The 7747-nt window shown below is 64.0% G+C and carries 5 protein-coding genes; 2 read left to right on the forward strand and 3 right to left on the reverse strand.

Annotated elements, in window-relative coordinates; all coding sequences use genetic code 11:
- Both IIB36_19750 and IIB36_19755 read left to right on the forward strand, forming a co-directional pair.
- Positions 1 to 2327, forward strand: a 2327-nt coding sequence (locus tag IIB36_19750; GenBank protein MCH7533976.1) for a DUF1592 domain-containing protein, incomplete at its 5' end; no start/stop codon positions are given.
- Complete coding sequence (locus IIB36_19755; GenBank protein MCH7533977.1) at positions 2324 to 3658, forward strand: DUF1552 domain-containing protein; 1335 nt, start codon at positions 2324 to 2326, stop codon at positions 3656 to 3658. The genes IIB36_19750 and IIB36_19755, both read left to right, overlap by 4 nt.
- Before the next feature lie 9 nt (positions 3659 to 3667).
- On the opposite strand, the gene IIB36_19760 is transcribed toward IIB36_19755, so the two are convergent.
- The 3 genes from IIB36_19760 to IIB36_19770 form a co-directional block, all read right to left on the reverse strand.
- Positions 3668 to 5038 (reverse strand): glycosyltransferase family 4 protein, encoded by a 1371-nt coding sequence (locus IIB36_19760; protein MCH7533978.1) that lies wholly within the window; start codon positions 5036 to 5038, stop codon positions 3668 to 3670.
- Positions 5039 to 5144: 106 nt separating this feature from the next.
- The gene (locus IIB36_19765; GenBank protein MCH7533979.1) at positions 5145 to 6077 is read right to left on the reverse strand and encodes a M15 family metallopeptidase; all 933 of its coding nucleotides are present in this window, start codon (positions 6075 to 6077) and stop codon (positions 5145 to 5147) included.
- 273 nt (positions 6078 to 6350) lie between these two features.
- Positions 6351 to 7739, reverse strand: coding sequence for an ABC transporter permease (locus tag IIB36_19770; GenBank protein MCH7533980.1), 1389 nt, complete (start codon positions 7737 to 7739; stop codon positions 6351 to 6353).
- Between the last annotated feature and the right edge of the window lie 8 nt (positions 7740 to 7747).

Raw genomic sequence — 7747 nt, forward strand, 5'->3', positions numbered from 1 at the left:
TCGGCGAGTACTGCGTCACCTGCCACAACGACCGACTCCGTAGGGCCGATCTCTCCTTCGAGAGCTTGGACCTCGCGCGGGTCGATCAACACCTGGAGATCGGGGAGCGGGTCGCTCGACAGCTTCGCACGCGGGCGATGCCGCCGGTGGGCCGGCCGCGTCCCGATGAGGAGACGTACGACGCGCTGGCGGCTTGGCTCGAAACCGAGATCGATCGGTTCGCTGCCGCCAATCCCAATCCGGGACGGACCGAGGCGTTCCATCGCCTCAACCGAGCCGAATACGCAAACGCGGTTCGCGATCTGTTGGCGCTCGATGTCGACGTGGAGGCGCTGCTTCCGGCGGACGACATCGACGAGCACGGCTTCGACAACATGGCGGACGTGTTGACGTTCTCGCCCTCTTTGATGGAGCGCTACCTGTCGGCGGCGCGGAAGACCGCTCGGTTGGTGGTCGGCGAGACCCCGCTTTCACCGGCGTCCGAGATCTACGACGTGCCGATTCTGCTCATCCAGGGCGACCGGATGGGTGACGATCTTCCGTTCGGCTCACGGGGCGGGATCGGCATCCGACATCACTTCCCGGTGGACGGCGAGTACGACCTCGCGATTCGGCTGCATCGGAACTACGTCAACTACATCCGCGGCTTGGGATCGGCGCACGAGCTGGAGGTGCGGCTCGACGGCGCGCTCGTGCGCACGTTCACGTTCGGCGGCGAGGAGCCGGATGTCCTGCAAGCACCGGCGGGCTACGCCGGAAACCAGTTCGGAGACCCGGAGTGGGAAGAGTACATGCTCTTCGCCGACGCCAATCTGCGCTTCCGGTTTCCGGCGCAGGCGGGCCCGCACGTCGTCGCGGTGTCGTTCGTGCGGAAGTTCACCGAGCCCGAGGGCGTGCTTCAGCCGCGGCAGAGCGTATTCGCTGCGGCGGTGAACGAAGAGCGCGACGGTAACGCGGCCGTCGAGAACGTGGCGATCACGGGACCTTTTGTGAGCGGTGGCCGGGGCGACACGCCGAGCCGGCGTGCGGTGTTCACTTGCCAGCCGGCGAGCGGGGCGTCGTCGGACGAAGAAGCGTGCGCTCGCGAAATCCTGTCGTCGCTCGCACGGCGCGCGTACCGGCGGCCCGTCGAGTCCGCCGATCTCGGAACGCTCATGGAGTTCTACCGGGCGGGACGCAGCGACGGCAGCTTCGACACAGGCATCCAGCTCGCTCTCGAACGCCTGCTCATCTCGCCCGATTTCCTATTTCGTATAGAGCGCGACCCGGACGACATCGCACCCGGGACAGCCTACGCGCTGAGCGATCTCGAGCTCGCCTCGCGGCTCTCGTTCTTCCTCTGGAGCAGCATCCCCGACGCTGAGCTACTCGAACTCGCGGAGCGTGGGAGGCTCCAGGACCCGGCAGTGCTCGAGCGGCAGACCCTGCGCATGCTCGCCGATCCCCGCTCGAAGGCCCTAGTACGCAACTTCGCCGGCCAATGGCTTTACCTGCGCAACCTGCGCAGCGTCGTGCCCGACGCGGTCACCTTTCCCGAATTCGACGAGAATCTGCGCGAAGCATTCTTGCAGGAGACCGAACTGTTCGTCGAGAGCATGATTCGCGATGACCGCAGCGTGGTCGATCTACTCAACGCCGACTACACCTACGCCAACGAGCGGCTCGCAGCTCACTACGGCATTCCCGGCGTCTATGGCAGCCACTTCCGCCGCGTTTCGCTGGAAGGCGAGCTGGCCGAGCGCCGAGGCGGCATTCTCGGTCACGGAAGCTTGCTGACAGTCACGTCCTATCCGAATCGCACGTCCCCGGTACTGCGCGGGAAATGGGTGCTGACGAACATTCTCGGGACCCCGCCGCGACCCCCGCCGGCCGATGTACCGGACCTCCCGGACCGCGGCGAGGCCGGCCAAGCGGCCACGATTCGTGATCGCTTGGCACAGCATCGCGAGAGCCCGGCCTGCGCCGGCTGCCACGCGCCGATGGATCCGCTGGGATTCGCGCTCGAGAACTACGACGCGATCGGTAAGTGGCGCACCACCGGGGAGGCGGATCTGCCGATCGACGCGTCTGGGACCTTGCCCGACGGGACCCAGTTCAACGGGCCATCGGGGCTGCGCACGCTACTGCTCGAGCGACGAGAACAGTTCGTCAGCACGTTGACCGAGAAACTGCTTTCGTATTCGATCGGCCGTGGCCCCGAGTACTACGACCAGCCGACCGTGCGCGGCATCACTCGCGCGGCAGCGTCGCAGAATTACCGTTGGTCGTCTATCATTGTGGGTGTGGTGCAGAGCACGCCGTTCCGCATGCGGAGGTCGAGGTCATGATCATCACCAAGAAGGCTATCCCCCGCCGCACGATGCTCCGTGGGCTTGGCGCCGCGATGGCGTTGCCCCTGCTGGACGGGATGGTGCCGGCGCTCACCGCGCTCAGCAACACGGCAGCGAGCCCGGTGCGTCGACTCGGAGTGGTCTACGTGCCCAACGGGATGATGATGGATCATTGGACCCCCGGGATCGAAGGGACCGGCTTCGACTTCCCGACGATCCTGCAACCGCTGGAGCGGTTCCGCGATTCGGTGCAGGTGCTCTCGGGCATGCGCGGCGTGGACGCCGAGGGGCCGCACGCGCGTGCCTCGACACGCTTCCTGACCGGTGTGGCGTCGAAGCGGGACGATGGCTCGAATCTTCGCGCCGGCACCTCCATGGATCAGATAGCGGGGCGAGTTCTCGGTCGCGAGACGCCGCTGGCCACGCTGGAGCTCGCGATCGACGGGCGTGACTTCGCGGGCTCGTGTGACGAGGGGTTCAGCTGCGCGTATACGAACACCATCTCCTGGGCGAACGAAACGACGCCACTGCCCATGGAGAACAACCCTCGTGTGGTGTTCGAGCGGCTCTTCGGTGACAGCGGCACCACCGACCCGGCCGTGCGTAGGGCGCGCATGGCGAAGGACGCGAGTCTGCTCGATTCCGTCACAGATCGCGCGCGCGCCTTATCACGTACCCTCGGATCAGGCGACCAGGCCAAGCTGGAGCAATACCTCGAGGCAGTCCGCGACATCGAGCGGCGCATCCAGATGGCCGAGTCGCGGGACAACCTCGATCTTCCGGTGTTCGACCGACCGGCGGGCATTCCGGGCACCTTCGGTGAGCACACCAGGCTCATGTTCGACCTCCTGGCGCTCGCGTATGAAACGGATCTGACTCGCGTCGCGACGTTCATGATGGGACGCGAGATCACCGGCCGCACCTACGCCGAGATCGGCGTGCCGGACGCCCACCATCCGATCTCGCACCACCAGAGGGATCCGGTCAAACTCGAGAAGCTGAAGAAGATCAACCAGTACCACGCGGAGCTGTTCGCGGAGTTCATCGCGCGACTGGCCTCCACGCCCGATGGCGACGGGACGCTGCTCGACCACTCCATGATCATCTACGGCGCGGGCATGGCCGACAGCAACTCCCATTACTCCGGGAACCTGCCGATCCTGCTCGCCGGTGGCGCGGCGGGCACGGGCGGGAGTCACGTGCAGTACGCGGCGGACACGCCGCTCGCGAACCTGCATCTGAGCCTGCTCGACAAGATGGGTGTGCCCATCGAGACGTTGGGGGATTCGACGGGTCGACTTCCGCTGGAGACGCTCAGCGGGGTGTAGGCCGGTCGTTCATCCCATGACGTGCCCGTAGACATCGGTGTACCGACGGGCGATCTCCTTCCAGTCGTACTCACCACGGATGAGCGCCAATGCGTTCGTGCCGCGGCGTTGTCGTTCCGTCTCATTCACTAGCGCCCCGTGCAGTGTGGCCGCCAAGGAATCCAGATCGTCGACTTCGCAAAGCCAACCGTTCGCACGCGGGCCGGTCTCTACCACAAAATCGAGGGGCCCGCCGCTTCGGGTCGCGATCACTGGAACTCCCGTGGCCATCGCCTCGATGTATACCTGGCCAAACGGCTCGTTGTAGGACGGAGCAACCAGAACGTCGGCGAGGTTGAGTCCTAGGGAAAGGACATCGTGCGGCAGCCACCCGCAGAAGAACACGTTCGGCAAGTCGAGGGAGCGGGCGACCGTGTGAGGATGCTCCCCTTCCCACTCACCGGGCATCCCTCCCCAGACGAGCAGATTGAACGGGGGATCATTACCGCTGTCGAACGCTTGATTGACTCGCGAGACGGCCCTGAGCAACAGCGGAACGCGTTTGAAGTCGAGAAAGCGACCAACGAACATCGCAAGCGGCTTCAAATTGCCTGATTCGTCTTTCAGCCTCTTCGTGTCCGACGGGTCATACCGCACGTTCCCCGGCACACCACCTTCGTCCCATCCCTTTGGCTCCTTTACCAGGATCCTCTGCAGAAAACGCCATTTTTCATCTGTGGACCAATGCAGCGGTTGGAACAGAGAGGTGTCCACGCCGTTCGGGATCGTGGTGATGTGTTTCTTGTCGATCCCAAGGCGTACGATCGCCCGCTCACAGATGTCCGGGCTGATAGCGACAAACTGGTTCGTAACGCTGACTGCGTCGGCGAGGATGCCACGCCCAACGTCGTCCCCCTCATTGGGACTGCCCAACTCCCTACTCAGCTCGTTGAGACGCTCCAGCATTTTGATCTCCGTCCCATGCAGCTGCGTCAGCTTGGGCACCACGGGGAAAACCTGCGCCGCAGCGACATGCGCGTAAGTGAGATGGTGGAGGTGGAGAAGGTCGGGCTGGAAGTGCTCTCTCACGTCCTCGAAGACTCCGGTCCAGCACCGCAACAACGCCCTATACTCGGCGTCCGTGAGCTTGTAAAAGACACGGTCGGGCACGCCGGCTTTGTCTTCATAGCTCGGGTGAAAGGGGACTTCCCACTTGTCGGATAGCGGATCTTCACCCTGTTTGAATCCGCGCCAAGCCTCGGTGTAATCGACCAAGGTCAGGGGGATTTCCCCGAAAAACACGTTGGCGTCGTGTTGCGGGTCGCCATCGCGCAGCGTGCCCGTGATCAGATGCACTTCGTGGCCCTGCTCGATCAGCGCCCGCGACAGGTAGCGGGCCACCTGCGCGCTCCCACCTCTTGGATAGAAGATGAGGACTCATCAGGATCTTCATGACGGACTCAGCGGGGCGTAGGGGCCGGTCTCGAGAAGAGGAGCGGAGACCCCGCTATTGTCCGCCGCCGGAGATCAGTCGGTTATAGAGCAGGATCTCCGGCCGATACTCGAAGTGGATGTTGTCGAAGTGTGTCCACTTCCCGCCCCAGATGAAGCCGTGCTTTTCGAAGATCTCGATGACGGTCTGGGGAGGACTCCACCTCCGCTCCAGCGGAATCCGATGCCATCCCTCCCTGTCGTAGACCCGGCTCCACCTCCAGTACACATTGAGCCTTCCGTAAGACTTCGGCACCAGGTCGATGGCCATTCCCCAGGCGTGGTGACTTCGGGTGGGTGACCCGGCGATTCCCCTGTCGATGAACGAATAGGTGATGTCCATCTCATCGATCCAGGTGCGCACGGAGCGGTCGCCGCTCGCGACTTCCAGAATGTCCTTTTCAACGGCCGCGAGTGGGTCGATCAGAAGGTTGTTCACGAACATTCGGTGATCGAGGAAGGTGGTCGACCCGCCGTGGCTCCGGATCTGGTGGTCCGTTCGTCCCCAGAGGCTTTCCAGCAAATCGGTGCAGTAGGTCGGATTCTCCTCGGGAAGAGGAGGTGGCTCCTCGAGAGGATCCAGGGAGTACCGGTAGAAGAGTGGGTCGCAGTCCTCTCCGCGGTCCAGGCGACCTTCCTCCAGCATCCGACCACCCTGGAAGTGGATGGGTCGGCTGCCGAGCGCGAAAACGACGTCCTCGTCACTGTACGTCACCGAGTCGATGAGCGCGCCGTAGGCCTCAACAAAGGCACGGACCCTCGGGTCGTTCCGGAGGTCATTTTCGTCCACCGGAGCCCTGATCTCCAAGGGAATCGACACTGGAACCGACACCGGAATCGACCACAGTGCCCAAGAGGCGCCGACTGTGCCCACGATTCCAAGGGGGAGTAGCGCCTTGCGCACGAGATTCGTCGCGGCGATTCCGGCACCCTTCCAGATTGCCGACACGATCCCCCTCCTCGATCCTTCTTTGGAAAAAAAGGCCGCCCTCAGCGGGCGGCTAATCGGCCTTCAACACCTTTGCGGGATCTACAGCCGTCGCGGTCCGCGCGGGTGCTAGACACGCCGCGCCTGATACCAGTATTAGCACGGCAGCGACGATGAGCAATGTTGCAGGATCGTTGGGCTCCACGCCGTAGAGGAAGCTGGTGAGCACTCTTGTGGACAAAAGCGCGGCGATCATGCTGACAAGCGGTCATGCCCACGACGAGGCAGCCCCGTCTACCCGCCCTCCCGCAACGCCTCAGTGGGCATGATCCTCAGCGCGCGCAACGTGGGCGCGGTGCAAGCGAGCACTCCGATCACGCCCATCACGCACGCGCCCACCAGAAACGTGAGCAGGACTGGCGACTGCGTCGAAATCCGACCAACCCCTTTCAGCGCGTACAAGAGCCCCGCGACCATGGGCATACCCAACAGGACACCCAAACCCAACTGCACGAGCGCACGCTTCGCGATCGTGAAAACGACGCTACTCCGTTGCGCACCCAGAGCGGTACGGATCCCGATTTCCCTCGTGCGTTCCGCGACCGTGAACGACATCAATGCGTAAATCCCCGAGGCGGACAGCGTGACCAGGATACCGAGGAGGATGCCCCCGCCGATCCTTACCCACCCCATCAGGGCCGTGTTGAGAGAGAGCACTTCATCGAGCGCTGACGGATTCGTAATGGTCGCTGCAGGATCGACCTCACCCGCGAGCGCGCGCAACCGTGGCGTAAACGCCTCGGGGTCGTCACCCACGTGGATGGCCATGTATACGGGGTGGGCTTCTCCTGGAGCCAAGGGGTGATACATGCCAGGGGTGCCCGAGTCGAACACATCCATCCCTAGAGGGCCCACGACGCCTACGATGTCGTACCAGGGGCCCGGCTCTTCGCCTCGCCGTCGCGGAAATCGGAGTCGCCTGCCGACCGGATTTCGGCCCTCCATCACGCGATCCACGAAGAACGTATTGACGATGACTGCAGACCCGTCTTCAGCGAGATCGGTGGGGGCGAACCCTCGGCCGCTCAGAATGGGGTGGTTGAAAGCGTTGAAGAAGTTTAGATCGACACGGGCGTCCAAGACCCACGGGCCCGCCCCGGCGTCGGACGGATCGTCCCCGTCCATTTCGACCCGGTACGACTGGTAGTCCATGCCGGGCAACACGGTCGCCACCGCCACGCCCCGAACGCCGGGCTCCGCCTCCAAACGTTCGACCAGGGCCTGTTGTGTGGCAGCCAGGCGCGCAGTGGCTTCGCCTCTCGTGAAGACGACCCCCATCTCGGCCCTCGTGTCGAGCTCCGGAATCCTGAGCTCTGCGGCCAGGAACTGAGAGGCCTGCCCGTTCATCCCGTCCGTGGATGTCGTGAGCCGGTCCGACAGCCCCACACCCACACCCACGGTCGCCACAGCGAGGGCGACGTCGGCCACGATGAGCGCGCTCGAGACCCCCCCGAATCGAACTCCGGACCGACCCGAGGCCGCGCGTTGAATATTTCGCTGGACCGCCCTTCCAGTGGCTTTGAGCGCCGGAACCACACTCACGAGCCCCCCACTCAACACCGCGAGTGAAAGCGCCCACACGACGCTCCATCGATCGACCCCGAAGTCGCGCCAATACGCCACGACCGCCA

The organism is Gemmatimonadota bacterium (genome assembly GCA_022560615.1).
Lineage (GTDB): Bacteria > Gemmatimonadota > Gemmatimonadetes > Longimicrobiales > Gaopeijiaceae > UBA1138.